Annotated in this window: 18 protein-coding genes; 6 read left to right on the plus strand and 12 right to left on the minus strand. The window is 34.8% G+C overall.

All coding sequences use genetic code 11. The features are described from left to right. The first annotated feature begins 14 nt into the window (after positions 1–14). Positions 15–2,429 carry a TonB-dependent receptor gene (locus tag TD18_RS00165; protein ID WP_040246916.1) on the plus strand — a complete coding sequence of 805 codons (2,415 nt, stop codon included), beginning with the start codon at positions 15–17 and terminating at the stop codon, positions 2,427–2,429. Between the two features lie 58 nt (positions 2,430–2,487). On the opposite strand, the gene TD18_RS16510 is transcribed toward TD18_RS00165, so the two are convergent. Then, positions 2,488–7,296, minus strand: coding sequence for a lamin tail domain-containing protein (locus TD18_RS16510; RefSeq protein WP_160289440.1), 4,809 nt, complete (start codon positions 7,294–7,296; stop codon positions 2,488–2,490). Positions 7,297–7,391: 95 nt separating this feature from the next. On the opposite strand from TD18_RS16510, the gene TD18_RS00175 reads away from it, so the two are divergent. Then, entirely contained in the window at positions 7,392–7,883 is a 492-nt protein-coding gene (locus tag TD18_RS00175) for a regulatory protein RecX (protein WP_040246920.1), read from the plus strand. A 50-nt stretch (positions 7,884–7,933) separates the two neighbouring features. Here the strand turns inward: TD18_RS00175 and TD18_RS00180 are convergent, their stop codons facing one another. The 11 genes from TD18_RS00180 to TD18_RS00230 all read right to left on the minus strand — a co-directional run bounded on the left by TD18_RS00180 (position 7,934) and on the right by TD18_RS00230 (position 22,934). Then, positions 7,934–8,425: a DUF6646 family protein gene (locus tag TD18_RS00180; protein ID WP_040246923.1), complete on the minus strand. Its 492-nt coding sequence runs from the start codon at positions 8,423–8,425 to the stop codon at positions 7,934–7,936. Between the two features lie 63 nt (positions 8,426–8,488). Beyond that, entirely contained in the window at positions 8,489–9,352 is an 864-nt protein-coding gene (locus tag TD18_RS00185; RefSeq protein WP_040246925.1) for a cupin-like domain-containing protein, read from the minus strand. Positions 9,353–9,454: 102 nt separating this feature from the next. After that, positions 9,455–9,772, minus strand: coding sequence for a DUF3784 domain-containing protein (locus TD18_RS00190; RefSeq protein WP_241480618.1), 318 nt, complete (start codon positions 9,770–9,772; stop codon positions 9,455–9,457). A gap of 80 nt (positions 9,773–9,852) precedes the next feature. Beyond that, the gene (locus TD18_RS00195) at positions 9,853–11,640 is read right to left on the minus strand and encodes a TonB-dependent receptor plug domain-containing protein (protein WP_052461010.1); all 1,788 of its coding nucleotides are present in this window, start codon (positions 11,638–11,640) and stop codon (positions 9,853–9,855) included. Positions 11,641–11,881: 241 nt separating this feature from the next. Continuing rightward, entirely contained in the window at positions 11,882–12,157 is a 276-nt protein-coding gene (locus tag TD18_RS00200) for a F0F1 ATP synthase subunit epsilon (RefSeq protein ID WP_040246930.1), read from the minus strand. A 75-nt stretch (positions 12,158–12,232) separates the two neighbouring features. Continuing rightward, complete coding sequence (gene atpD / locus TD18_RS00205; protein WP_040246933.1) at positions 12,233–13,741, minus strand: F0F1 ATP synthase subunit beta; 1,509 nt, start codon at positions 13,739–13,741, stop codon at positions 12,233–12,235. A 191-nt stretch (positions 13,742–13,932) separates the two neighbouring features. Beyond that, a complete protein-coding gene (locus tag TD18_RS00210) occupies positions 13,933–15,606 on the minus strand; it encodes a hypothetical protein (protein WP_040246935.1) in 1,674 nt (557 codons plus the stop codon). A 21-nt stretch (positions 15,607–15,627) separates the two neighbouring features. Further along, a complete protein-coding gene (locus TD18_RS00215) occupies positions 15,628–18,453 on the minus strand; it encodes a TonB-dependent receptor (protein ID WP_040246938.1) in 2,826 nt (941 codons plus the stop codon). 165 nt (positions 18,454–18,618) lie between these two features. Further along, positions 18,619–20,466: a glutamine--fructose-6-phosphate transaminase (isomerizing) gene (gene glmS / locus TD18_RS00220; RefSeq protein ID WP_040246940.1), complete on the minus strand. Its 1,848-nt coding sequence runs from the start codon at positions 20,464–20,466 to the stop codon at positions 18,619–18,621. A gap of 8 nt (positions 20,467–20,474) precedes the next feature. Continuing rightward, the gene (locus TD18_RS00225; RefSeq protein WP_040246943.1) at positions 20,475–22,112 is read right to left on the minus strand and encodes a DUF4270 domain-containing protein; all 1,638 of its coding nucleotides are present in this window, start codon (positions 22,110–22,112) and stop codon (positions 20,475–20,477) included. A 12-nt stretch (positions 22,113–22,124) separates the two neighbouring features. Then, entirely contained in the window at positions 22,125–22,934 is an 810-nt protein-coding gene (locus TD18_RS00230; RefSeq protein ID WP_040247877.1) for a glycogen/starch synthase, read from the minus strand. Positions 22,935–23,043: 109 nt separating this feature from the next. Here TD18_RS00230 and panC point away from each other — a divergent pair, with 109 nt between their 5' ends. Genes panC through TD18_RS00250 form a run of 4 tightly spaced genes read left to right on the plus strand, consistent with a single transcriptional unit; the run spans position 23,044 to position 26,389 of the window. Continuing rightward, positions 23,044–23,895 (plus strand): pantoate--beta-alanine ligase, encoded by an 852-nt coding sequence (panC, locus tag TD18_RS00235; RefSeq protein WP_040246946.1) that lies wholly within the window; start codon positions 23,044–23,046, stop codon positions 23,893–23,895. Positions 23,896–23,908: 13 nt separating this feature from the next. Beyond that, a complete protein-coding gene (gene panD, locus TD18_RS00240; protein WP_040246948.1) occupies positions 23,909–24,259 on the plus strand; it encodes an aspartate 1-decarboxylase in 351 nt (116 codons plus the stop codon). Between the two features lie 4 nt (positions 24,260–24,263). Beyond that, positions 24,264–25,217: a lysylphosphatidylglycerol synthase transmembrane domain-containing protein gene (locus tag TD18_RS00245; protein ID WP_040246950.1), complete on the plus strand. Its 954-nt coding sequence runs from the start codon at positions 24,264–24,266 to the stop codon at positions 25,215–25,217. A gap of 32 nt (positions 25,218–25,249) precedes the next feature. Continuing rightward, positions 25,250–26,389, plus strand: a complete 1,140-nt coding sequence (locus tag TD18_RS00250) for an alpha/beta hydrolase (RefSeq protein WP_241480619.1) — start codon at positions 25,250–25,252, stop codon at positions 26,387–26,389. Positions 26,390–26,404 lie beyond the last annotated feature (15 nt).

A 26,404-nucleotide genomic window follows, 5' to 3' on the forward strand; every position in this document is an offset into this window, starting at 1 on the left:
AGTGAATTATTTTTATGAAGTTAATTAAAACACTAACTATTTGTTTATGTGCCATACTGGGTGCAAATGCTCAAGAAATTAAAGTGCTTGACCAAGAAACAAAAATACCAGTAGTTGGAGTTACTATTTACAATTCTAATAAAGATAAATCTGTTATTACAGATATAGATGGTAAAGCGTCTTTAGATCAGTTTGATGATGATGAGCTAATTTATTTTCAAAGCATTCTCTACATACAATATTCGACTAAAAAGGCTTCAATATTAAAAATTAATAATACGGTTTTTTTAGTGCCTAAAGTTGAAGGCTTGGATCAAGTTGTAATTTCAGCATCAAAATTTGAACAAAGTAAACGCGATATTCCTCAAACAATAGTGAATATTAACTCTGCAGACATTCAATTTGAAAATCCGCAAACTAGTGCAGATTTATTAGAAGCCACTGGCAATGTGTATATTCAAAAAAGTCAACTAGGAGGAGGAAGTCCTATCATAAGAGGATTTTCTACAAACAGACTGCTAATTACTGTAGATGGTGTTCGAATGAACAATGCTATATTTAGGAGTGGAAATCTTCAAAATGTCATTTCTATCGATCCATTTATCATACAAAACACTGAAATTACTTTAGGAGCAGGTTCAGTGGTTTATGGCAGTGATGCTATTGGTGGTGTCATGAGCTTTTATTCGCAAAAACCTCAATTATCTTATAAGGATTCATTGTATTTTAATGCCAATGCTGTTGCGAGGTATGCTAGTGCTAATAAAGAAAAAACAGGGCATTTAGATTTCAATTTCGGACTCAAAAAATGGGCGTTTTTAACTAGTGTGAGTTATACCGATTTTGAGGATTTAAGAATGGGTAGGCATGGTCCTGACGAATATTTAAGACCAGAATATGTAGAGACAGTTAATGGTCAGGATGTGATTGTTCAGAATGAAAATCCAAGAGTACAAGTGCCTACTGGATATGATCAAATTAATTTTTTACAAAAAGCACGATACGAACCTAAAGAAGATTTAAGCTTTGATTTGGGCTTGTATTATACAACTACATCATCGTATTCCAGATACGATAGATTAATTAGATACAGAGGAGACGAATTACGTTCAGCTGAATGGAATTACGGACCACAACGTTGGTTTATGGGTAATTTTCAAATCACAAAACTAAGCAGCAGTTCTAATTTGTACGACAAAATTCAGGCAACTGTTGCCTATCAAAACTTTCAGGAGAGCAGGTTTGATCGTGATTTCCAGTCGGAGTTAAGAAATATTAGAGAGGAAGCAGTGGATGCCTATTCTTTAAATGTTGATTTTGAAAAACAATTAAGTAAAAGAAGTGAGCTTTTTTATGGTTTCGAGTATGTGTATAATAGGGTAAAGTCTGAAGGATTTACTGAAAACATTTCAACAAATGAATCTGTTGCAACTGTATCCAGATATCCTAATGGATCAGATTGGCAATCATTGGCTGCTTATACCAGTTATAAATACAAACCTAATCCGAAATTTGTATTTCAGTCGGGTTTACGATATAATTACGTCGTCGCCAATGCCGATTTTACTGAAAATAACACCTTTTTAAATTTGCCTTTTGAAAATGCCAAAGTCGATACAGGAGCCTTAACCGGAACTGCTGGAATAAGTTGGATGCCTAGTGAAATCATTCAGTGGAAATTAAACGCTTCAACGGCATTTAGAGCACCAAATATTGATGATATTGGAAAGGTTTTTGACTCTGAACCTGGTTCTGTGGTAGTACCTAATCCTAATTTGAAAGCCGAATATGCTTATGGTGCTGAATTAGGTTTAAAACTTAATTTCGACAATGTATGCATCATTGATATGGCAACCTACTATACGTTTTTAGACAATGCTTTAGTACGAAGTGATTTCGCTTTAAATGGAAATTCTCAAATACTTTACGATGGCGAATTGAGCAATGTACAGGCTATACAAAATGCTTCGCAAGAACGTATATATGGTTTTGAAGCTGGTATTAGATTAAATATTTCTAATAATTTGAAACTGGTATCTCAATATAATATCATTGGTGGAACTCAAGAAGATAACGGTTTAGAGTTTCCGGTTAGGCATGTTGCTCCAAACTTTGGGAATACTCATTTTGTATGGAAAAAAGATAAACTTCAAATTGATGCGTTTGCTGAATATAATAACGAATTATCGTTTGATCAATTAGCAACTTCCGAATATGATAAAGATTATATTTATGCTTTAGATACTAATGGCAACCCATATTCACCTTCATGGTACACGCTTAATTTAAGAACACAATACCAATTATCTCAATCCACTAGTATTACTGCAGCCTTAGAAAACATTACAGACCAAAGATATCTTACGTATTCTTCTGGGATAACTGCTCCTGGCCGAAATTTAATCATGTCGTTAAAGTATAGCTTGTAAAACAAAAAGGCTTCAATTATTTTGAAGCCTTTTGCATTTGTTTTTTTTATAATCTCAACTACTTACGTTTTATCGCTCGCTTGATAAGTGTTTGTCCGTTAGACAAGGTTACTTTAGCGATGTAAGCTGACTGACTTAAATTATGTAGTTCAAATATTTCGGAAGAATTTTGACCTTTAAGATTGTAAAGTGTTCGTCCTAAGAGGTCTAAGATTTCAATCGTTTGGATTGTTGACCTATTTCCAACTGAAAATTTCACACTTCCATTTTGTAATTCCAGAATAGTTAGTTGATTGGTACCGATTTCATTCTCACCAATAGATAAAGCATCCGATTGGAACACGATTTCAAAACGCGAATTAAATTCTCCTGTTTCAGACGTAAAATTGTAATCACTTTCTGAGAGATTATGAATGGTATTCAATAATTTATCATTTAAATAGATGGTATTGCTAGTCATGAACTCTCCTTCAAGTTCGGCAATAGAGATCTTATAAATTGTTGGCTCATCAATTGTAGTAAAGAATCCTAAAGAAATCTTTTCATCTAGCGTTAAGGCTTCTGGAGCTTTACCTTGAATAGCGAATTTCTTTGGGCTACTGGTATTTAATAATGAGTACAATAGGGAATTGGCATTTGCCGATAAATTTTTATGGGCATCGTAATACATCCCATCATCGTCATTCGTTGCACCATTAACATAACCTATAAGAATCTGATTAAAGATACCATTATCAGAAGTTAAATTGAGTTTTATTTTGTTGGGTAATGCAGAATTTGATGTTCTAAAGAATTGTGCATTATTTCCTGTAACTCTCATGCTGTTATTAAACAAAACATTAGTAGTTCTTACAGTTCCCGAAACTACAGTTGAAGGAGCTGCATCAGACATTGAGACAAAGAATCCCTGACCTGAAGGGATAAAACGATCAGGAGTTATCATATCACCACCAGCAGTTTCTCCGGTTCCATTTATAATGGCATAATCACTTTGCGCATAATTTAAAACTTCATTACCATTGGTATTTGCTGTGGCACCTGTATTATGTGACCAAAAGAAAATAGCACCATTTGTAGCGCCAACCGTTTGATCAATACTTGCATTTACGGCTAAAAATAAGTCGGCATTTATAGCTGAAGGATAAGGATTCCCTATAAAGTTCCAGTTATTATCGTTAGTTTCAGCGTCATTTCTGTAAATAGGAATGTTATAAACGCCATTATTAAAAGGACCTTGAAAGTTGTAGATGTATTGATTACCAGCTCCAATATAGCCTGCAGCAGAATGTGTTGCAGCATAGCCTACTCCAGGAAGCATTATAGATGCGCTATTAGCAAATTGCCAATCGTTGGCATCATCATCAATATCATCTTGACCAGCAACAGTACCATTATCATTATTTGTTTCTCGTGTTGAATCTCTAAAATTCTGAGCATTATACCAAAAACGTCTTGGTGTTGCAGACTCGTTAAGTCCATCACCAACGGTTTCATTTAAAACAGGAGAGCTCCAGTAGGTGTACTCTTGAGGAGAGTTTAAAACAGCAGTCTCCTTTTCAACGGTAATTCTTGTTTTGTCGCTCGTAACCGCACCATCAACGATGGCAACATCACTGTTTTGAACAAAAGCACCATCTGTTTGCACTAATATATTTCCGTTAACCGTTACATTGTTTTCTACTTCAACAAACGTATTATTTGAAATGGTTAGGAGATTTGTCGCATTTACGATTAATCGACAAGCGCTAAAACTTCCAAAAGTCGCCGTATCGTAGGCGTCATCTATGACAGTAATGGTATTGATGTCGGGAATGCCATTATCCCAGTTGCCAGGAGTGATCCAAGTTGTACTGCGACTGGTGATGCGCACGGCATGACTGGCAACATAACACGTAGCAGTATTTTCTCTCACTTGACAGTAGTATTGGTAATTATCAAGACCAATTGTATTTGAGATGTTAAGTGTATTAGTAGTTACACCACTATACGTTGCATTATTAGTTAATGCAGACCATCCATCAACTCCAGGTACAGAAACAAACCATTGGTATGCCAAAGGTAGTCCTCCAGCGAAGCCTTGGTTGGCAGTTAGTGTGAATGAAGCCGTTAAATCACAAGAAGAAAGTACAGTATCAGGCTCATCGGTAATTATTGGTGGTGTTCCAGTTGAAAAATCAAAAAGACCAATATCTGTATAGTCAACAGGAGCAAAAGCATCCCAATCATTTTGCATGTTATCTGGAGCATTCCAAGAAGCTACTCGAGGTACTGTAATACCAGTATTTTTACGTCTGTAAGTGTAGCCTTTAGGCACTGTAGTAAAATTTGCTCCTGTATAATCACCCCAAACATCAATCCATGTTTCAGTAATGCCGTCGTCAAAATAAAGACGAATGTTATCGTTGTTATCTACTGCAGGTATGCCAGAAGTCTCATTAGCCGTGTAACCACCTTCAGGATCAGTAGCATTTGTACCTCCAATAGCAATTACATATACAGAATTATTAGGCATGGTATAAGCTGCAGACAAGTCAACAATAGCACCACCAGCATTAGGAGAGCCGTTGTTATGGACTCTAATTTCATAATCGGCTAAATTCACAGGAGCTCCTGTGCCGTTAAAAATTTCGATATAGGTATGTGAACCTGAAGGTGCATCGGTAATTTCTGAAATAAACAAATCGGTAGGCGACAATCCGGAAGTCCCTTCACAAGAACTAATCGCATTATTTATAACCGTAAAGGCGTCAGAGGTTTGACAACCAATATTATTAGTTACAACGATGTTTCCTGAAATAGCGCCATCTGGAATTGTAATTTCAATTTCTGTAGGAGAAATTACAGTGTGCGCAATTGGTGATCCAGCAAATGTTACAGATGTTGTACCATCTAAATCACTGCCACTTATAGTCACTACAGTATTATCTGGACCACTTAAAGGTGTTACTACATTTACTGCAGATGTACAGAACCCTTCGCCTTGAATGGCAAACTCAAACACTTCTTCGCCTTCACCATCAGCAAAGTCGTTATTTGTTATTCTTACTGTAGCAGTTCGTGTACCTACTGCACTTGGATCAAAGGTGACATCAAAAACCACCAGATTATTAGGATTGGTGCTGATGTCAGTAACCGTAATAGGTAATCCTGAAGGTAGTGTTAGTGAAAAGTCACCTGCATGTGCTCCAACGATTTGGATGTTACTAACAATTAAATCGGCTGATCCAATGTTTTGAATTCTGAAAGATTTGGTTTCTGAAGCACCACTAATATCTAAACTGGAAAATCGGGTGTTATCAAAAAAACTAGGAGTAACATCATTGTTAGAAATATTTGGAAAGGTATTGATATCACCTTCAACATTGATTTCAGGTTCTAAGGTAGAACATTGTGAAATCAAGGTATTAAATCCTGGACTTCCTCCAGTGATGACTTCTTGCCAGTTGGTTCCCGTGTCTGAATTATCCAGTGAATCGTCAATAACATGAAGCGATACCGTATTTCCTCCGTCAGCACTATTATAAGTAACTTCATCTACTAGTGTCGTTGTATCGTCGGCTATAATAGATATTGTTGCTGTATTATTGGGCAAAGTTCCTGGACCATTTCCATTAGAATAGGTTGGAGTAAAAGGACAATAGGTCGTTGGTCCTAAATTCCCTTCATTAAATTCTGCATCACCTTCGCTACCTAAAGCCACAGTAATACAAACACCAGGCGCAATGGTAGCTCCAGTTGAAGGAAATGTAAATTGGGTAGTGCCATTGACTTCAATCGTATAATTGTTAAGCACTTGGGTTAATCCAGTCGTGTTACAGATTTCAATCCATTCATCATCAACACCAGCAGTATTGTACATGATTTCAGTAATCACCACATCGGCTATGACTGGTAATTCGTCATCTAGTATGGTTAAGATATGTTCTGAACTTCCAGATACACCAGCAGAAATACCACCAGTAGGATTACTAAGATTTAAAACCACAGCTTCATCACCTTCATAAATAAGATCATCTGCAATAAAAATAGTTAAACATTGATCTGCACTATTTCCCGCTGGAAACGTTAAGGTCTGCGGAAACGTAATTGCTGAAGCTGCACCATCATCGTAATCTGTTCCGTTAATGGCACTACTTGATCCGTTAAGTGTAATATCTACGGTTGTGTCTGCAACTGCTGAAGGATTTAGGATGCTTACACACACAGCGATAGACACACCATTCTCAACAACAGATGAGGTAGCATTTACAAAACCTAAATAGGTGTCTGTACACACAGAAGTATGCGTGCCAATATTACTCCAGTCATCGTTTGCATTTACAACCCATTCACTATTAGCAGCTGAAGTTCCAGCAGAGGCCGTCCAGTTGGTATTAGGTGAACAGGTATTTGTTTTTCGTACTAAAGTGTGATTTACAGTACCATTTGCTGTGCCAGCCACATCCCAGCCTGTACCAGGATCAACTCCACCAACACCAACCGCATCAATCAAGGTAAATGTGCCAGCAATGTCCTTGGCAAGACCTACTGCGTCATCACCATTCCAAGAAGCTACACCAGTGGTTAAATCTGCTGCAGCTAAAATAGTTGCACTAGCTGAACTATTTGCAACTACAAAGGTATTCCCATTAGCTAAAATTCCAGATAGTGAAATTGTAGCTCCAGGCCAAGGGGCTCCATTTGAAGCTCTCCAAACTTCATAATTTGCTAAATTGACAGCTGCACCTGTACCGTTATAAATTTCAATATATTTATTGTTACTAGATCCTTCACCATATTCAGATATAATCAGGTCAGATACTTGTCCGTAAGAAGACAAAATCGCACACAAGCATTTTATTACGAAAAGCGCGTAATTTTTTTTCATTGGGAAAATCATTTAATTACCATAAAGGTAAGCTGATAAATTTATGCAAAAATAGTTAAAAATGAGCAGTTTAAGGGCTTACTTTTATTAACAAAATGTTATATTTTTGCACAGTGCATCCACTAAAAACATATACCGTCGATGAAGCGCAAAAACGTTTAGAACATTATTGTGCTTATCAAGAACGTTGCCATAAAGAGGTGTCTCAAAAATTATATGAGATGCGAATGATTCCCGAGGCCAGAGATCAAATCATTGTACATTTATTGCAGCATAATTTTTTAAATGAAGAACGTTTTGCCAAAGCCTTTGTTCGTGGAAAATTCAGAATAAAAAAATGGGGAAAACAGCGGTTGCACTTAGAATTGAAACGGAAAGATATTAACAACACGATTATTACCATCGCTCTTAAGGAAATTGAAACTGAAGACTATTTTAATACGTTTGATGCTTTAGCCGAAAAAAAACTGGAAAGCATCAAAGAGTCTAATATTCAAAAGCGACGAAAAAAACTTTCCGATTATTTATTGTACAGAGGTTGGGAAAGCCAAATGGTGTATGATAAAATTCGAGAATTAATACCATAAAAAAAAAGCATCTTTTTAAAAGATGCTTTTTAGTTTAATAGGTCTATACATTATAAACTGAAGCTCGCTCCAATATTTATAGTAAATTGATTGTGAATGTAATAGCTTATTTGTGATTCGTCGTTGCTATACTTTGCTAAAGGGAAATTAGCTTCAGTAAAGACTCCAAATCCGTCAGAAAAGAAATAACGAGCTCCAACATGACCACCAAAGTTTTTTAAACTGAGGTTTAATCCTGGATACACATCAAAATTATCATCGACATTAATAACGTTGCTTAAGTTGGCATTGAATCGTGCTTCTAAATCAAAACGATCACCAAAATCGGCATCTAATCGGCTATCAATTCCTAAAGCATAGGTTGATGATACACCAACCGAAAAGTTTTCACCTAAACCGTAATCATAACTTACGTTGAGACCAGAAGCCTCATCTTGAAGGTTAGCAGCAACTTGAAATTTTTGATCTCCTTTTCCTTTAAATGCCTGTGCATTAACAAATGAAACAGAGATTAAAGCGATACCTAAAAATAATTTTTTCATAGTTTTTATCTAAAAATTTGAGAGTGCAAATATATGTAAGTTTTCAATAGAAAAGTAACGGTATTAAAAACTCTTGTTTGTACGCAAAATAGCTTGTTGATTTTTCCAGTCAATCCACTTTTGACCTTTCATTTTTCTCATAAAGTTATCAAAATGACGCATTATTAATACATTGTATAATGCTTTTCCTAAGTTTTTTGGTCGCCTCGGAATCGCACGTAAACTCATTGAAAATCCTGGTGTTAAGTACTTCATATAATGCCAGTAACCTTCAGGCATGTAAAGAACTTCGCCATGACTTAGTTGACATTGCCAGCCTGTTGCATGTTGAAGTGCTGGCCATTTATTAAAATCGGGATTAGAAAAATCGATATCTTCTCTTGTAATTAATGAATGCGGAATTTTATAGAGGTAGTCATTTTGGTTTTGATCAAATAAAATACAAAGCTTTTTACCTTCAAAATGAAAATGAAAAATGTTGGCTAAGTCAATATCATAATGCATAAACGTATGAGAATCTTTGCCACCAAAAAACAACATCGGTAAACTCTTTAAGAGTTTTAGCCCAAAATCGGGATAGCTAAAATCGTTTTGTAATTGTGGGATTTCCTTTAAAATATTCCAAAGGAAAATACGATACTTTGTTGGTTCTCTTTTCAGCAAATCTACATATTCGCTCATTTTCATTTTCGCATGTGGCTCATTAAAACCTTCTTTATAATCTACTGGTCTGTCATCGTATAACGGCACAATTTTTTCGCCAGAAATGGTTTTCATATAGTCTAAACTCCATTTGTTGTAAGCTGGCCAATCTTCAATGAAGTGCTCAATAACCACAGGTTTTTGTGGCTTATAAAAGCTTTTGATAAATTCCTCTTTAGAGATGTTTTTCACACGAGGAATGTCTTGAAGATTCAGTGTTGACATCAGAAAATAATAAGATTCAAAGTTAAGAAAACGTTATGAAACGAAATACATTGTTTGTTAAAAATTAGTCGTTAAACGCGTCGAAATAAAAATTGAGCGAGCTTACTTATCTTTCTTTATTTTGTATTTCCCAGAATTGGAAACAATTAAAAGGTAAGGTAAGCCAATCATTATTGCTCCAAAAAGCACAAAAACTTCAATTTTTGGGTTTTCGAGCCATTTGGAGATAAGATAGCCAATAATCATAATAAGAGCCATTCCAAACATCGCATTTCTAAATACAGTTGCTATACCTTCAATATCATATTTTTTCTGCTCTTTTTCAGACATGGTATTGTAACCAGCGATTAAAAAATACATTTTGCCATACTTAATAGCAGTTCCTAAGGCAATAAAAAGAATAGCAACGAGAATCAGCATTATTACAAGTTTATACGGTTATAATTTTGATATATAATACGTGTGTTGTTGTTGCGAATTGTTACAACAACCTATTAAATTTAATTAAAATTATAACGTAATCCGAATAAAATATTACTAGGAGGCATAGGTACAAAACCAGATTCTATATAATCGGCATCAAAAATATTACTAGCTGTTACACTCAATTCGGCAGCTTTAATTTTAACAAACACTGAAGCGTCCCAAACATTGTAGGTTTGTCCTGTGGAGCGCTCGGCATATTTGTAGACAATGTTTTGTCGTATATTTTTAAACCATTGAGAACTAAATCTTGTTGCGTATTGATGTTTAAGAGTGTTTAAAGCGTATCTGGATAAGTCTTCATTTTGATCAAGAATATTATCATTTAAGTTGGCATAACTAAAAGCTAAAGTTTGTGTAAAGTTGTTTAGTTTAAAATTATAAGACGTATCAAATTCTAGACCTTTGGTATTTACTTCGGTAATATTTGTGGCCGTAAAAATGCCATTAGATACATTAGGTCTGATGTAATCAATCAGGTTTTCGGCATCTCTGTTAAAGAGTGCTATTGAAGCTGAAAATTTAGAAGTAACATATTTAAATCCGAGTTCTTGAGCAAACGCTTCTTCAGGTTCAAGGTCTGGATTTCCTTGAGTTGCAGGATCACTGTAAAACAAATCGGTATAAGTTGGAATACGATACGTGTAGCCTACATTACCATAAACTCTTAAATTGTCAGTGATTTCATATCCAACATCTATTCCAGGAAAAGCATGAAATTTAAAATCTGAGAAGTACGATAATGCTACTCCAGGAGTAATGTCAAGTTTATTATTGGCAAGCTTAAAACGATGTTCTAAAAAGACATTTGCCATAAATCGATTTCGTTTTCCCAGGTTATTACTATTAATAAAGGTTTTAGAAAGGTCGACACCAAATCCTGTGATTCCTGCTTTAGAAGTGTAGGAAGCATTAGTTTCTATACCAACCTTATGCGTGATGTGGAAATTTCTAAAAAAACTTGGTTCCTCACGTCTTAGTAAAAACATGTCTTGATTACGTTTCCAATACAGACGAGGTTGTACCTTTAGTTTAGAAGATTTAAATTGCGTAGTAAATGCCAATAAACTGTTTTGGGTTTCTTCATATTCAAAAAACGTAGCGTTAGTGGTATAAAAATTTTGAGCACCAAATTTCCTGTCAAAAAAAGTAGTAAGCATTTCAATAGCTTGATGATTTTTATTGAACACACTTTTAACAAAGTAATTGGAATTGTCATAATCTGAATTTATGCGATACCCTTGAGAGGTCATTTTTCCAGCATGAACTATATGAGATGAATTTTCGAGCTCACCACCTATGGTAACCGAACCATTAAATTGGCCGAACGAACCAGTCTCTAAATTTGTAGAAACGACATTATTAAGTGTGCTTTTGGTAACAATATTTATAGCACCAGTAAAGGCATTCTGGCCAAAAATTCTTGCAGCAGGACCTTTTATGATTTCTATACGCTCGATGACTTCAAGGGGTAGTGCAGCATTCATAGTATGATGTCCTGTTTGGGCATCATCCATTTTAATGCCGTCAATAAGAAGTAAGGTTTGATCAAAACCACCACCTCTAATGTATAAATCGGATTGGCTACCACCAGTGCCACGTCGTCTAATATCGACACCAGCAAATTGTTGTAAGAGGTCTGCAATAGTTAATGAAGCACTATTTTTAATGTCATCGGCTGTGATGACAGTAATTGTTCTCGAGTTTTCTTTAAAAGGAATATCAATACGTGTGGACGTAATGGTTACCGAATCTAAATCTTGTGTTGGAACATTTTGTGCGATTCCTTTAAAGCAAGAAATCATAGTAGAAAAACAAATAAAAAAACCAATGTAAAATCTCATACCTATTGAAAATTTGGGCAAAGGTATAATTACTTTTTAGTCTAAAAAAGCAATTTGAATTTAATACAAGTAAAAGTTAGACGTTATGTTGTTTGTGCTTTCAAACCCTGTTTTGAATGCATTGATATGCAATTATTTACAATCATAAAAAAACGCCAAACATTATGTTTGGCGTTTTTTAATATTTAAAAATAAAGTGTACTTAATCAGCAAGTACAATAACTTTATTATCTTTCATTTCAATAGTACCAGAACTAATTGGTAACCAAAACCCTTTATCGGTTTTATTAAATTTAGCTTCGACCTCTTCATCTAAAGTAATGTTGCCGTTAATTTTAACATGACCTTCTTTTAAAAGCGATACAATAGGTGCGTGATTATTGAGCATTTCAAACTCACCCATCACACCAGGAACAGCAACACTGGTTACTTCTCCGCTAAATAGGGTAGCTTCTGGTGATACAATTTCTAAATACATATTCTTTTAGTTTACAGTCTGCAGTTTGCAGTTTGCAGTCACTGACGACTGACGACTGATTACTGCTAACTAATTTTAAGCTTCAGCTAACATTTTATCTCCAGCTTCAATAGCTTCTTCAATAGTACCTTTAAGGTTAAACGCTGCTTCTGGTAAGTGATCTAATTCACCATCCATAATCATGTTAAATCCTTTAATAGTTTCTTTAATATCAACTAATACTCCAGGAATACCAGTAAATTGCTCAGCTACGTGGAATGGTTGCGATAAGAAACGTTGTACACGTCTAGCTCTACCTACAGCCATTTTATCTTCTTCAGATAATTCTTCCATACCTAAGATGGCAATAATATCCTGTAATTCTTTATAACGTTGTAATAACTCCTTCACACGTTGTGCACAATCATAATGCTCTTTTCCTAAAATATCAGCAGTTAGAATTCTTGATGTAGAATCTAACGGATCCACAGCAGGATAAATACCTAACTCAGCAATTTTACGTGATAATACAGTTGTTGCATCTAAGTGAGCAAAAGTTGTTGCAGGAGCCGGATCGGTTAAATCATCTGCAGGTACGTAAACCGCTTGTACAGATGTAATAGATCCTCTCTTTGTTGAAGTAATACGCTCTTGCATTGCACCCATTTCGGTTGCTAATGTTGGTTGGTAACCTACCGCAGAAGGCATACGTCCTAATAATGCAGATACCTCAGATCCAGCTTGTGTAAAACGGAAGATGTTATCTACGAAGAAAAGTACATCTTTACCTTGACCTTCACCAGCGCCATCACGGAAATATTCTGCTATAGTTAATCCTGAAAGTGCTACACGAGCACGAGCTCCAGGAGGTTCATTCATTTGTCCGAATACGAATGTAGCTTTAGATTCTTTCATCACTGATTTATCAACTTTAGATAAATCCCATCCACCTTCTTCCATAGAATGCATAAAGTCATCACCATATTTGATAATACCTGATTCTAACATTTCACGAAGTAAATCATTTCCTTCACGAGTACGTTCACCTACACCAGCAAATACTGAAAGTCCACCATGGCCTTTAGCAATGTTGTTAATCAATTCTTGAATTAATACTGTTTTACCTACACCAGCACCACCAAATAAACCAATTTTACCACCTTTAGCATAAGGCTCAATTAAATCGATGACTTTAATACCAGTGAATAGAACTTCAGTTGATGTTGATAAATCTTCAAACTTAGGTGCTTGTCTGTGAATAGGTAAGCCTGCATTACCTGCTTTAGGTAAATTTCCAATACCATCAATAGCATCTCCAATAACATTGAAAAGACGTCCGTAAACATCTTCACCAATTGGCATTTGAATAGGAGCACCAGTAGCTGTAACTTCTGTTCCTCTACTCAAACCATCAGATGAGTCCATCGCAATAGTACGAACACTATCTTCACCAATGTGAGATTGAACTTCTAAAACTAGAAGTGTACCATCAGGTCTTTTAATTTCTAACGAATCATAAATTTTTGGAAGTTCAGCACCAGCTCCGAATTGAACATCGATAACTGGACCTACTATTTGTGCAACTTTACCTGTAACTTTTGACATTACTTATGTGTTTAATGTTTAGATATTTGAATACTGAAAAATAGTCTTGTTATATTATTATAAAGCACTACTTTTTCGCGCTGCAAAGATATATTTTTTAATTTAAAAATAAAGGCATTTTTTTTGCTTTTTTCTATATAAAAAAACACCTTCATTTTGAAGGTGTTTTTTCAATGGTATTTTAGGTTGTTTTATTGTAAATCTTTTGAATAATTTGTTGGTAAATCATCAGCAACAGGAGTAGATCCAGAAGCTATAAAATTTGAACCAAATGTTTCATCAATTGCTGCTAAGAACTCTGAAGCCATTAAACCATACCCTCTTGATGTTAGATGAATACCATCAAGACTAACTAATCCACCAAATACTAAATCGGTTGTCATAGTATAGTCATCATAAGGGTAACCAGAAACAGAGGCTTGTTCTAATACTGATCTTAAATCCGCAACTGCCACATTAGGATTTGCATCTGCAACTGAAAAAATGGTTGCGTTATAAGCTGAAGTTGCCATTGCAATAGCGTTTTGTTCTTGTGGAGTTAATACCCATTTATCTTCTAGAGGTAATGTTATACCTTCAACTGCAAATTGACCTGCTAAATCTTGAGGTAATAATAGAGCTAAACCTGTTGCAACATCTTCATTTACAGTGCCAATGACTGAGCTGCTTGGTAGAACAAACAAATCACTTGCTGTTGCTTGTCTTGCCTGTCCGTAAGTAGCTCCTAAAAATCCTGCAACTTGAGGGGCTGCGGCTGGTGGTAATCCAAATTGACCAATAAACGCAGCGAAATTTGGATCTGGTCCTAGAGCACCTGCAATTGTAGCGGATAAATCAGCCAAATCTTCATCTTTAATTACGACAGCACTTGCTTCTGTTGTAGAAAATGTAATGATTCGAGATGGATCTGCTACAGCAAAGACTTGATTTAATGCACCGTAAATAGTATTCAATAATGGAATTTGAGGTCCGAAATCTTCATCTGTAGGATCTAACGGATTGTATGGTACTCTCGTAAAGTGTGGTAAACTAGTAATGTCTGGTACAGTAGTAACAACACCTTTAGCTCCATTTTGAGTTAAGGCTGTAATCATACCAGAAAATGCCTGAGCAAATACGGCAGGATCAGTGATGTCGTTATTTCCATAAGTTGCTGGATTTATGTTTCCAGTTTGATCCATACCTGATCCACCAGAAGTAGCGTAACTGAGTACATCATTTCCTCCAACCTCACTTAAAGTAAAGAATGTTGGGTTTTGCGCTAGCGCATCACCTAACATTGACGCTGTTGGTGATGATGCCATACGTCCAAAATAAGGATTCAAAGCACCATAACCTTCAAGAGGAATATGAAAACTCTTTGCTCCAGGAACACCTACATTATTAAAAATTCCTCCTAAGTTGTAAGTTGCTTCCGTTGAAGGAAGAGCAGGTGTAAAATCGTTTGGTGGATTTACGCCAAGAGGATAAGGTCCAGAATCAAAATCATCACTTGGATCTGTGTCATTAAAAAAGTAAAGTCTAGGTCCGAAACTACCGTCAGGCAAGGGGTTTCCTCCAAATAAGAAGCCTCCAATATTATCATTCATCAAAGGTTGTGAGAAATCTCCACCTCCTGCTTTTGCAAATTGTTTAGATAGCAAATTAGGAAATGAGTTTTCTTGAGTAGCAATAAAAAGTGCATTGTCTGAAAACCCTGCAGTAAAAGAAGCGCCTATAGCAACATAGTTTGATAAGTCTAGAGACCCAGTAGTTAAAGCTGGTAAAGGTTCTACAATTACCTTGTTAATGAATTCATCATCATCACTACATGATGCAAATGCTATCAATGCGGCAGAGACTAGTAAATATTTTATATGTTTCATTTTGTTTTTTTTAAGTTCTTCTTATAAGTTATTAATTATCCAAGATACATAATATTGAGATCCAATAAGGCCAGTTCCAACAGCCGTGAAGTATTCATCTCCTAGAAGGTTGGCTGCACCAATTTTAAATGTAGATTTTAAAGAAGGAACTCTATAATTGACTTGTGCATCAAAAACATGAAAAGAAGGTACTTGGCCTTGAGCAAAAGATGCTTCCCAGTAATATGTATCACTCCACCTCCAAGCTAGATTAAATCCTAAGTTTTCTAAAAGGTCAGTTTTACCAAAAGAAGCTTTAACTTTATGTTCAGGAGTATTAAAATTAGTTTGGAAATCTGGATTGGCTTCAGCATCAAAGTCTAATTTTGCGTAAGTATAATTAAGACCAATATCAAAGCCATTAAAGACTTTAGAAGTGATTCCAATGGCTGCTCCATAAGAACTTACATCAGCATCAGTGTTTGTGTAAGCTCTGTAGGCTTGTCTGTCTTCGTTTCCTAAAGCTGCAATAGCTAATGGTATGTTTGTGCCTGGAAGTGTTTGTTGGAGTTGTACATCACCATAAAACGGAGTAACAACATCTATAGTTGTAATAAAATCCTTGTATTGATTGTAATAAGCGCTAAAATCAACAATAATTTTGTTTTTAATTTTTCCTCTATAACCAACTTCAAAAGATGATACTTGTTCTGGTTTTACTTTAGATGGATTGGCAATTTCTAAATCTGCAGGATTAAGTGATTCTCCAAAAGCAGTTACAGAACTCGCTGTGAATGAATTGGTGTATCCATTTTCTGCGCTAAATAGTACTGTTGGGCCGCCTAAAACAGCCTGACCAGTTAAACTTAAATCGTAAGGTCTTATTTCTCTTTCTGGGTTATCTGGAGCACTACCAACTAAGATAATTCTACCTGCATCTAATCCAATATAAAGCGATTGTGTATCTGGATTTCTAAATCCTGTTTGAAAAGATGCTCTAATATTATGGTTTTCATCGTCACCAATGTTATATCCTAAAGAGATTCTAGGAGATACAAATCCGTCAAAAAATTCTGACTTATCATAACGCATAGACGCTGTTACTTTTAATCGATCTTCTTCTAAGAATTTTTTCTGAATTTGTGTATAAATACCAAATTCTGAATAATCAATAGGACCATCTCTATCTGTGTAAATAGATCCAAATGAGTTTAATTGGTATTGTCTGTAAGAACCACCAACTTGAATTTCTGCCCAATCGAGAAGATGACCAAAATTATAATTGGCATCACCATGGTAAAATTTAGATTCATCTTTAAACTGGCTACCAGTTAAAACACTAGGATCGTTTGTCACTTTTTCAAAGGCTCTTTTAAAGTCATCAGATCCTGGAAGGTAACGACCCTCATCAGCTACCAGTCTGGCAGCAGCATGTGCCTGATTTGCATTTAAGCCTCCTAATGTTCCTTGAGCAAAAGCATTAACATATTCTCCAAACCAAACTTCATCAGGTTTCCATTGTCTGTTAATATTTACACCCGTAAATACCATATCATATGAATCACCTGCATTATCTGCATTAACATAACCTCTTACAAAGAAGTTATCGTTTTTAATTTCAATTTTGTGTTGTTGTAAAAAGAAATTTCTAATGGTGTATCTGTTTGATCCTTGATATATTGTAGAACCAGTGCCAACTTTTCCTACATACTGAATTTCAAAATCATCAGCCCATGGTCTGAAATATAATCCCCAATCTGCTTTAACACTTTCAGCATTGTAATCGGTTAGGTCTTCTTCTCTGTATCCAGTTCTACTTACATTTACAGAAGGGATTAAAGCACTGATGCCTGAAGGAGCTATTCCAAGTGCTTCCAGTTCTTGTGCTACAGCATTAATGTTTGTAGACACAATTTCTCCATAAGTGTTTACACCGTCATAGTTAGGGTCATTTTCTCTAGTACTAGAACCATCAATAAAATTTTTGTTGTCTTTTCCTCTGTAATCGGTTGCATACCAATCTGTACCTTTTAAATAGGCAAAATTAACTTTAGCAGCAAACTTGTCACTAAATTTGTGAGCAGCTCTTATTCCAAAATCAGTATAATTATTATCTCCTGCGGCTTCTTGAGAAGTAATTCCTCTTTTAATATAACCACTTAAGCCTTGATGATCGAAAGGGTTTTTGCTTCGCATGAATAAAATACCGTTAAAGGCGTTTGCACCATACAATGCTGATGATGCTCCTGGAAGTAACTCTACACTTAAGACATCAGTTTCTGTCATACCCAATAAATTTCCTAATGGGAAATTTAAAGCAGGAGCAGAGTTGTCCATTCCATCTACAAGTTGCACAAATCTGGTATTAGCAAAAGTCGCAAACCCTCTTGTGTTTATTGATTTAAAAGTTAAACTATTGGTGTTGATATCAACACCTTTGAGGTTTTCCAGACCATCATAAAAATCTGCTGATGCTGTATTTTTAATTTCTTTAAGTCCGAAACGCTCAATAGTAACTGGAGATTCGAATACTCGCTCTGGAGTTCTTGAAGCAGAAATAACGACCTCATCTAAAGAGGTTCCTTCTACTAAGGTGATATCAATTGTTTGAGGGTTTGTTGTTACTTCCTGATTAACAGTTTCAAAACCTACACTGCTTATTTGTATTGTAAATGGAGGGTCTTGGTTAACGGTTAAGGTATAATTACCGTCATAATCTGAAATAGTTCCTGTAGTTGTACCAGTTACAATAATATTGGCACCAGGTAAGGGCTGACCATTATTATCAATGACTTTACCTTTTACTGTAGTTTGTGAAAAAGATAACGCACAACAAAACAGCATAATAGTTTTAAAAAGTGTCTTCATTTTAGGGAATTAGTTAAATTTAGTATAGCAATATAAATAAATATATGCTAATGCAATGAAAATTTCTTAAAAAAGTATGCGTGCATAATAGTTTTTAACAAAAAGAGTATATCCTTTTTATTAAATTCGGAATATCGAGCGTTATTATCTCTTAGTAAAAAAGTTTTATTCTACAGTTACTGCTTTAGCAAGATTTCTTGGTTGATCCACATTTTTTCCTAACATTAAGGCAATGTGGTATGAAAGCAGTTGTAATGGAATCGTCGTTAATAATGGAGTTAACGATTCAATAGTCTCAGGAACTTCAATAACGTGATCTGCTAATGCTCTTACTTGCTCATCACCTTCGGTAACGATACCAATGATTTTGCCTTTACGGGATTTGATTTCTTGAATATTACTAACTACTTTTTCGTAATGTCCTTTTTTTGTAGCAATAACGACAATTGGCATATTCTCATCAATTAAAGCGATAGGACCATGTTTCATTTCTGCAGCAGGATAACCTTCAGCGTGGATATATGAAATTTCTTTAAGCTTTAAAGCGCCTTCTAATGCCACTGGAAAATTGTAACCTCTTCCTAAGTATAAAAAGTTGCTCGCATTCTTATAAATATCTGCAATTGTTTTTACGTAAGCATCAGATTCAAGAGCACGTTTTACCTTTTCAGGAATTAGCTCTAATTCAATCATGTGATGTCTAAACTCTGAACTTGAAATGGTTCCTTTCGCTCTAGCCAAACGAAGTGCGATTAAGGTTAAAACCGTAATTTGAGTTGTAAATGCCTTTGTAGAAGCTACTCCAATCTCTGGTCCAGCGTGAGTATAAGCACCTGCATCTGTTTCTCTTGCAATAGAAGATCCAACAACGTTACAAACTCCAAAAACAAAAGCGCCTCTAGATTTTGCTAATTTAATTGCAGCAAGTGTGTCGGCAGTTTCACCAGATTGTGAAATAGCAATTACCACATCTTTATCTGTTATAACTGGATTTCTATATCGGAATTCTGAAGCATATTCAACTTCAACTGGTATTCTGGCCAAATCTTCAAAAATGTATTCAGAAACTAAACCAGCATGCCATGATGTTCCGCAGGCAACAACAATGATTCTATTCGCATTTAAGAAGGTTTTCATGTTATCTTCTATGCCAGCCATTTTTATAATCCCTTCATTAGGACGCATACGACCTCTGAATGTGTCCAGAATTGCACTTGGTTGCTCATAAATTTCTTTGAGCATAAAGTGTTCATAGCCCCCTTTTTCAATTTGTTCTAAATTAAGCTGAAGCTCTTGTACATATGGATCTACTAAAGAATCATCTTTAATCTTTCTAACTTTAACACCCTTATTTCTTCTTACGACAGCCATTTCCTCATCTTCAAGATAAATAGCATTTTTGGTGTATTCAATAAATGGTGATGCATCACTGGCAATAAAAAATTCATCCTCTCCAATACCAATTGCTAAAGGACTTCCAAGTCTTGCAACAACAATTTCATTAGGCTTATGTTTATCAAAAACGGCAATGGCATAAGCTCCGACTACTTGATTAAGAGCAATCTGAACAGCTTTTCCTAATTTCGTGTTTTCATTTTTCTTGACGTCTTCAATGAGATTCACTAGGACTTCAGTATCAGTATCTGATTTGAAGGTGTATCCTCTTTTTATTAGTTCCTTTTTGAGTGATTCATAATTTTCGATAATCCCATTATGAATAATAACAAGATCGCCAGAATTTGAATAATGTGGATGTGAATTAACATCGTTAGGTACACCATGAGTTGCCCATCGCGTGTGACCAATACCTAAATTACCATTAGTAGGCATTTCTCTTTCAATTTTGTCTTGAAGATCATCAACCTTACCTTTGGTTTTTGATAACTTTATATCAGTACCATCAAATAGGGCAATTCCTGCACTATCATAACCTCTATATTCCAGTCGTTTGAGACCTTTAAGTATTATAGGGTAAGCTTCACGATGACCAATGTATCCAACAATTCCACACATAGTTATTTCTAGTTATTTGGTTCAGTATAAAAGATTTCCAAATATAATTTTTTTTCTTCTTCTAAAGTGTTATTTCCATAAAGAACTGTCCCTCTTGGAGTAATAATTGAACTCACAGGGATTTTTTCATTAGAGTCATCTGGGTTGAACACATCAAAATCTTGAGAATTGCTTTCTAAGTTGATATTTCCTGAAACCACTAAGCCAAGCTCAACATTTGTTGAATCTCTGATTAACATATTATTGATGTGTTCTGTGATTCTAATCTTGTATCTAATACCTTTACCATCATCTTCACGTTGTAGTCTGCCTAAGTGACCAGTTCTTGAATTTATAGGTAACGTGGTGTTAGCTGTATCAAAAAAGTAATCAATTAAAGGAGCATTATTTTTCATATCGTATAAATAGATGCGATCAGGTTCTTCAAGTCCAACAACGCTAGCTTGATCTACATAAAATACGAGATTAGCTTCGTTTATTAATTTTTTACTCTTAATAAATTTTCCATCTTCATCTATTTCAACAAATTCATTTTTAAAATATTCAAAGCTGTTAAACAGAATGTTTTCATCTGTGTTTTCACCATCAAATAATTTTATAACTGCCATAGAGCCTTCACCACCTTTGAGATATAATTTATCATCACCATCATTTTCATTACCGTCAGATAACATAAAGTCGTTTGATAAAAAGTTTACTCGATTTCCAGTAAAATTTAATACATAAGTGGATTGTACAGGATCTCCAGTAGTTAAAGTGTTATCCCTAGTGTAATGTAGGGTAATGTTAGCATTAGTACTAGCGAAATTTAACAAGGACAATGTTCCTGTGCCGTCATCAGCCTGGGCTTTAAAATAGATTCCTCTAAAGTAATCATTAAAATTATTGATGTTACTTAACTCAGGTGAGCCTGATTTTTCAATGATTTTTTGTTCCCAATATTCAATTTCGTCTTGATCTGCAGCCACATTAGCTTTAAATGATATACGCAAAGCAGGAACAGAACGACCTGTAACTTCTCCGTCTTCATTTTTTAATACAATCTGTCTTTCATCAGGCAAAAAGTTATCTTTTTCATAGAGTAATGTACCTTCTAGTAAAGCATCACTTATTGGTGAATTGCCTGTAGTTTGATTGGAATAATAAATCTGAGAATCATTGATACTCGACGTTGGGTCAAAATCTCTTAAAAAATAATTACTCTCGTAAATTGAAAGTTTCATCGGAGAGTCTCCAAAAACAGAATCTAATTCATAAATGGTTTCGCCTTCTTCAGTATTTTCTATAGCAGTACTGAAGTAAGGAATGCTTATAACTACAGAATCTAGTACAACATTGTTGCCAAAGTCAGGATCAATTAAATTAGATCTTAATTGTGAGACCACACTAGCCGTTGTAATTCCGTAAAGCGGATCATTGTACACGCCTAATAAATTAATTGGCAGTGCATTAGTTTGAACAGGATCCAATGCCTTGGAATAAGAAATGACTTCAAATTTTCTCGATAAGCCATTAAAATTTGTAGCATTGTCATTAGTTACAATGTCAGATTCTAATGTAGCAAAGTCTTTATCACAAGCAATAAAAAAACTTGTTAGTAGTGAGAGAATCACTACATTTCTTAGGGCAATTTTTTTTCTTTTCATGTATGCTTTTAACTAATTTAGTACTTTGGTGTTGTAGAATTCGGTGTAAGGCTCTGCAAATTCTTCTATTGGGAAATAGTCCAGAACAGGTTTTTCACAAGCGTCTAAATGGTCTTCAAGATCTTTTGGTAAATCAACTGAGCCTTTTATAAGTGCATCTGAATGATCTATAGCAATTTTCATTAGATTACTATAATTAGGCGTTTCCAGTAATTTAATACTAGCTTCATCAATATTGTCAAATTTAACTTTATTAACCATGTTTTTATCTAACGTTCCTTCAAAGCTTTGATTGTATATGGACGTCACAATTTTACTTTCTGTAAATAAAGGTTCATCTTTATAGAACTCTTTAAGGTATAGAGGTAATAAAGCTGCTAACCATCCATTAACGTGAATGATATCGGGTGACCAATTTAATTTCTTTACAGTTTCAATAACACCTTTCGCGAAAAATATAGCGCGTTCGTCGTTATCTGAAAATAATTTTCCTTCTTCATCTGAAAGAGTCGCCTTTCGTTTAAAGTATTCTTCATTATCAATAAAGTACACCTGAATTCTTTCTTTAGGAATAGAAGCTACCTTGATAATTAATGGCATGTCTAAGTCGTTAATCACAAGATTGATACCTGATAGACGTATCACTTCGTGTAGTTGATGTCTTCGTTCATTTATATTTCCATAGCGAGGCATAAATATTCGTATTTGTCCTCCTTGTTTGTTTACCATTTTTGGAGCTTCAAATGACATTGAAGAAATTTCTGTTTCTGGTAAATATGGTACAACCTCAGATGACACATACAATATTCTCTTATCTTTCATAAATCTGTCGTTTTTGGAATTAAAAATAAAAAACATGCAAAATTACAAAAATTTATGCAGATTGCTAGTAAAATATTAAGTTTGCACGCTGTTAAACTTTTGTTATGGTATGAGGATTTTTAAAAACAAAACAGACTTAATCGCATATGTTGATGCATTAAAGTCTGATAATAAAACACTCGGTTTTGTGCCTACTATGGGAGCATTGCATCAAGGACATGCCTCATTAATTCGAAAAGGCTTACAGCAAAATGATGTTGTAGTTGTAAGTATTTTTGTCAATCCGACTCAATTTGACAACAAAGATGATCTTATAAAATATCCTAGAACTTTAGATAGTGATGTCGAGTTGCTAAAGGAAATTTCTGAAGATAACATTATTGTTTATGCACCAACTGTATATGATATTTATGGTAATGATGTGAAGTCTACGCCCTTTGTCTATGATGGTTTGGAGCATGAAATGGAAGGGAAATTCAGAACGGGTCATTTTGATGGCGTAGGAACTATTGTTAAGCGTTTGTTTGAAATTGTTAGACCTGATAAGGCTTATTTTGGCGAAAAGGATTTTCAGCAATTAATGATTATAAAAAAATTAGTAGAAAAACATCGCATTCCAGTCGAAGTTATTGGCTGTGAAATCTATAGAGCTAAAGATGGTTTAGCCATGAGCTCTCGCAATACAAGATTACAACCAGATTACCGAAAAGCAGCACCTTTTATATATAAAACATTAAAAACTGCCAAATTAAAGTTTGGCACAAAAAGTGCTACTAGTGTTTCAGAATGGGTTGAAAACCAGTTTGCTGAACATGATTTATTAGATTTAGAATATTTCATAATTGCAGATGTTGATACTCTAAAAACTGTAAAACGAAAATCTAACAAAAAGACATTCAGAGCTTTTATTGCTGTATATGCAGATGATATTAGACTCATAGATAATATCGCACTAAATTAATTATCTTTGCCGCATGCAAATTCAAGTCGTAAAATCTAAAATTCACAGAGTAAAAGTTACAGGAGCTGACCTTAACTACATTGGTAGTATCACTATTGATGAAGATTTAATGGAGGCTGCTAATATTATTCAAGGTGAAAAAGTTCAAATCGTAAATAACGATAATGGTGAGCGTTTAGAAACTTATTGTATTCCTGGACCACGTCATAGTGGTGAAATTACCCTTAATGGAGCAGCAGCCAGAAAGGTTGCCGTTGGAGATACTCTTATTTTAATAACATATGCGTTCATGGATATAGAAGACGCTAAAGTATTTAAACCATCATTGGTATTTCCAGACGAAGCGACGAATCTTTTAAAATAAACTTTTGAATATAAAGACAGCAAGATTCCTAAAAATAGTTCTCCCTTTATTATTAGGAGTGCTACTCGTATGGTATTCTTTGTCAAAAATTTCTGTTGAAGAGTTAATCACTTATTTTAAAAATGCCGACTATTTTTACATTGGTTTAGGCTTATTCTTTGGCTTGCTAAGCCATCTTTCAAGAGCTTATCGCTGGAAATTTATGATAGAACCTTTGGGCTATACCTTAAGATTACCTAACAGTGTCATGGCGGTGTTTGCGACCTATCTGGTTAATTATACAATTCCAAGAGCTGGAGAAATTACAAGAGCAACTATATTAGCCAATTATGAAGGTGTGCCTTTTGAAAAAGGATTCGGAACCATTGTCGCTGAGCGTATAGCTGATATGTTGGTGATGCTTGGAATCATCTCAATTACATTATTTCTAGAATTCGATTTTATTTATCAGTTTTTTTCTGAACGATTTGAACCTCAGAAACTCATATTTGGTGCAATTTTCATTGTAGTCCTTATAGCTTTGCTTCTCATTTTTATAAGAAAAAGCCAATCTAAACTTGCAGTTAAGGCTAGAGCATTTGTAAGCGGATTGATAGAAGGAATTTTGTCCATTTTTAAAATGAAACATAAATGGGCATTTATTTTCCATACCTTATTTATTTGGGCCATGTATGTGCTAATGTTTTATGTGACGTCACTTTCACTTGAAGAAACATCAAATCTGCCTTTTGCCGCCATTTTGATTGGATTTATTTCAGCTAGTTTTAGTATTGCTGCAACAAACGGTGGAATTGGATCTTATCCAGTTGCTGTATATGCTGCATTTTCAATATTTGCTATAGCAAAAGAACCCAGTATCGCATTTGGCTGGATCATGTGGTCATCACAAACATTTATGATTATTGTGCTTGGTGGTTTATCTCTAATTTACTTACCTATATATAATAGAACCGAATAATTTTTTACCTTGCATTGTATAATCCAACAACTATGATGAAGCATTTTACTTTAGCCGCATTTGTTTTTCTGAGTACACTTACTCTTACAGCTCAAGTTATTTATGAGCCTTTCGAGTCTTCTAGACTTGGAGAATCAAGAGATATAAAGATACAGTTGCCAAGAAACTATAATCCTGAAGAGAAAACGTTATATCCATTAGTTGTTGTTTTAGACGGAGATTATCTTTTTGAACCCGTTGTCGGTAATACCGATTACCAATCCTATTGGGAAGATATTCCTAATTGTATTGTTGTTGGTGTTAATCAAAGCGCAACAAGAAGTGAAGATTTCTTTTATGCAGAAGAAACGAATTTTCCTATTGCTGATGGTGCTAATTTTTTTGAGTTTTTAGGCATGGAGCTTATTCCATATATAGAAGATACGTATATGGTTTCTGATTTTCGAATTGCTATAGGTCATGATTTGAGTGCTAACTTTATCAATTATTACATTTTTAAAGAGAAACCTATGTTTAGAGCATTTGTCTTATTAAGTCCTGAGCTTGCTCCAGAAATCCCTAAGTTAATGGCTCAAAGAGCACCTTTAATAGAAACGAACACCTTTTATTACCTGGCAACAGCTGATGATGATGTGAAGTCTCTAAAAACCGATATTATGGCGTTAGATACAGCCTTAAAAGGCATTGAAAACGATTTTTTCCATTACCGTTTCGACGATTTTGAAGACGCGAATCATTACTCTTTAGTCGGACTAGGTATTCCGAAGGCATTAAACCAAATATTTTCATTTTATAAACCTATTACAAAAAAGGAATACACCGAAAAAGTATTAGAATACCAAGGAAGCCCTTTTGATTATTTAATGAGAAAATATGAAGATATTGAATTGTTTTATGGATTTGAAAAGAAAGTGGTTGAAAATGATTTAAGAGCAATTGCAGCAGCTTCAAAGAAAAAAAATGATATAGAATCGTTGAAAGCACTTTCTAAATTAGCAAGGCAAGAATATCCAGACTCTATGATAAGTGCTTATTACCAAGGCATGTATTATGAAGAAGATGGAAATTTGAAAAAAGCGCTAAATAGTTATCAATCAGGCCTCTTGCTTGAAGAATCAGATTATATTACTAAAGACATGTTATTGGATAAAATTTATGAGCTTCAAGACTAATTCTTAAAAGTTTAT

Origin of the sequence: Psychroserpens mesophilus, from assembly GCF_000826645.1 — a bacterium.
GTDB lineage: Bacteria > Bacteroidota > Bacteroidia > Flavobacteriales > Flavobacteriaceae > Psychroserpens > Psychroserpens mesophilus.